Here is a 3,328-nt window from a genome sequence, read left to right as displayed (position 1 = left end):
CCTGGTCGCGGTCGGCGCCGTGGAGCGCGTCGAGGCCGTCCACGGCGAGGAGGCGCGTGCCGCCGGCGAGCGCGTGACGGAGCTCCGCGACCGGATCCTCCGCGCCGGCCAGGAGGGCGATGCCGACGTGCGCGCGCACCCATGGGGCGCGGCCGGGCAGGAGGTGACCGGCGACGCGCAGGCGTCCCGCCGAGGGGTCGAGGCGCCCGGCCACCATGAGCACGAAGGCGCGCGCGGCGCGCGGGTCGGGCGCCGTGACGAGCAGCGTGCCGCCGTCGGCGACGCGGAACGAGACCCCGGCGAACAGCATCCGATCGTCGTCGCCCACCGCGAGGTCGTCGCCCGCGAGGGGGCCGCGGAAGCCCTCCTCGGGCCAGTCGGCGAGGGCGAGCTCGCGCTCGACCGCCTCGCCCTCGATGTCGAGGCGGGGGAGGAGCCGGTCGAGCGCGCGCGGCATGCGCCACGCCCGCTCGCCGAGGAGGGCCATGACGGCGGGGACGAGCGTCATGCGCACGAGGAACGCGTCGACGGCGATGCCGACGGCCAGGCCGAGCGCGATCGGCTTGATCGACGAGTCGCCCTCGGGCACGAACGCGACGAAGACCGCGAACATGATCACCGCCGCCGCGGCGACGACGCGGGCGGATGCCGTGAAGCCCGAGCGCACGGCGCCGATCGCCGTCGCGCGGTCGGCTCGGCCGTCGCGCGCGCGGTTCGTGTGCACGTAGTCCTCGCGCATGCGCGAGACGAGGAAGACCTGGTAGTCCATCGCGAGGCCGAAGAGCACGCCCATCACGATGATCGGCATGAAGCTGATGACCGGGCCGGTGCGGTGCACGTGCAGCAGGTCGGCGAGCCAGCCCCACTCGAACACCGCGGCGACGACGCCGAACGACGCGGCGACCGACAGGAGGTAGCCGAGGGCGGCGGTGACCGGCACCCACAGCGAGCGGAAGACGATCGTGAGCAGCACGAGCGAGAGCCCGACGACGAAGATCCCGAAGGGGAGGAGGGCCGCGCCCAGCCGGTCGGAGATGTCGATGCCGACGGCCGTGAACCCGGTGACCTTGAGGTCGACCCCGTACTCGTCGAGCAGGCGGTCGTGCTCGGCGCGGAGGTCGCGGACCAGCTGGGCGGTGGCGGGGTCGTCTGGTGCCGTCTCGGGGACGATCTGGACGAGCCCGGTGTCGGCGGTCTCGTTCGGGGTGGCCAGGGCCACCTCGCGCACGCCCGGGACGTCCTCGATCTCGGCCTTCAGGTCGGCCATGAGCCCGAGCGGATCGGTCGAGGTGACGATCGTGCCGGTCATGATGAGCGGTCCGTTGAAGCCGGGGCCGAAGTGCTCGGCGGTGAGGTCGTACGCCTGGCGCGCCTCGCTCGTCGTCGGCTGCATGCCCGCGTTGGGGAGCGCCAGCCGCAGGCTCGCGGCCGGGATCGCGACGATCCCCAGCACGGCCACGACGGCGAGGGTCACGATCACGGGCCGCCGGGTCACGCCGCGCACCCACGTCGTGCCGAGGGTGCGACGAGGGCGGGATGCCGCGCGTCGCGGCGTCCGTCGCGGCCACCCGATCACGCGGCCCTTCGCGAAGCCGAGGAGCGCGGGCGAGAGGGTCACCGCCACGACCACCGCGATCGCGACGGCGACCGAGGCGGCGACGCCCATCGTGGTGAGGAACGGGATGCCGGCGAAGCTCAGCCCGATGAGCGCGATGAGCACCGTGACGCCCGCGAACACGACGGCGGATCCCGCGGTGCCGGTCGCGCGCGCGGCCGACTCCTCGGGATCGATGCCGCTGCGCACCTGATCCTGGTGCCGCGCGATGATGAACAGCGCGTAGTCGATGCCGACCGCGAGCCCCAGCATGACGGCGAGCATCGGGGTGGTCGACGACACGTCGGCGAACGCGGTGGCGACGAAGATGAGCGCGACCGCGAGGCCCACGCCGACGAGGGCGGATGCCAGCGGGAACCAGGCCACGGCGAGCGAGCGGAACGCCACGATGAGGACGAACAGCGCCACGAGCACGCCGACGGCCTCGGTCGGCGAGAGCGCCGGCACCGAGGTGGCGAACAGGTCGCCGCCGATCGCCACCCGCGCGGAGTCGGGGAGCTCGTCGCGGAGGTCCGCCGCGACGTCCTCGAGCGCGGTCTTGGTCGCCGGCGGCACGTCGGTGGCCTCGCCGTCGAACTGGAGGCGGACGATCGCGGCACGCTCGTCGTCGGAGACCATGCCCGACACGATCTCGCTGAACGGGTCGGTCACGGCGAGGACGCCGTCGAGGTCCTCCAGGGCCGACACCGTGCCGGCGATGGCATCGGTGTAGGGCTCCTCGTCGACGCGATCCCCGTCGGCGGCGACGATCACGAGCTGCGCGCTCGTGCCGCTCGCCTGCGGGAACGTGCGGTCGAGCAGCTGGATGCCTTCCTGCGCCTCGGTGCCGGGGATCGAGAAGGCGTTGTCGGTGCCCTTCGAGAACAGCCCTGCGGCGCCGCCGGCGAGGAGGAGCAGCAGCAGCCACGACACGAGGACGCGCCAGGGATGACGGTACGACCAGCGTCCGAGTGACGCGAGGATGGTGGACACGGGCGCTCCAGGGTGATCAGAGAGATGATCGGTCGGGTTCGATACATCAGTGTATCCGATACAAGGGTGTATCGTAAGACCGGAGTTCCCCGCAAGTCGAAGGCGCGCACGAGAAGGAGGCGACATGTCCGACACGACGCACGGAGCGACCCGGCGCCGCCAGAACACGCGCGCGCGCCTGCTCGACGCGGCCCACGAGGTGTTCGGCGAGGTGGGCATGGATGCGGCATCCGTCGAGGCGATCTGCGAGCGCGCCGGCTTCACGCGCGGCGCCTTCTACTCGAACTTCGAGTCGAAGGAGGATCTCTTCCTCGCGCTCATCACGCAGCTGTCCGAGGGCAAGCTCGACGAGGTCGCCGCGCGCGTGCGCGAGCTGGACCCCGCGGCTCCGATGTCGATCGCCGACCTGGTGCACGCGGTCATGGGGGTCTCGTTCGGCAAGCGCATGGAGCCGCGCCTGCTCAGCGAGATCCGCACGCAGGCGCTGCGCGACCCCCGCCTCGCCGCCGTCTACCTCGGCTGGCAGGACGGCATGATCGCGCGCGTCGAGCGGATCGTCGACGAGGTCGCCGACGCCTACGGCCTGCGGCTGCGGCTGCCCGCCGCCGAGCTCGCGCGGACGCTCGTCGAGATCTCCGACGACACGTGCGTGCGCGGGGCGATCGAGGGGCGCGACGACGAGGCCATCGGCGGTCAGCTCAACGAGCGGCTCGCGATGCTCGCCGAGGCGTTCATCGTCCG

At 72.7% G+C, this 3,328-nt stretch carries 2 protein-coding genes; one reads left to right on the top strand and one right to left on the bottom strand.

Going from position 1 to position 3,328, the window contains the following annotated elements:
- Window positions 1–2,587: MMPL family transporter (locus WML84_RS14040; protein WP_347346758.1), on the bottom strand; the 2,587-nt coding region annotated here is incomplete at its 3' end.
- Window positions 2,588–2,711: 124 nt separating this feature from the next.
- Between WML84_RS14040 and WML84_RS14035 the strand changes: the two genes are divergently transcribed.
- A partial coding sequence (locus tag WML84_RS14035) for a TetR/AcrR family transcriptional regulator (RefSeq protein WP_347346757.1) occupies window positions 2,712–3,328 on the top strand: 617 nt, incomplete at its 3' end.

It is taken from the genome of Microbacterium sp. (assembly GCF_039812165.1).
GTDB lineage: Bacteria > Actinomycetota > Actinomycetes > Actinomycetales > Microbacteriaceae > Microbacterium.
The sequence above is the reverse complement of the archived record's forward strand: the minus strand, read 5'-3'. Positions and strand labels throughout refer to the sequence as shown.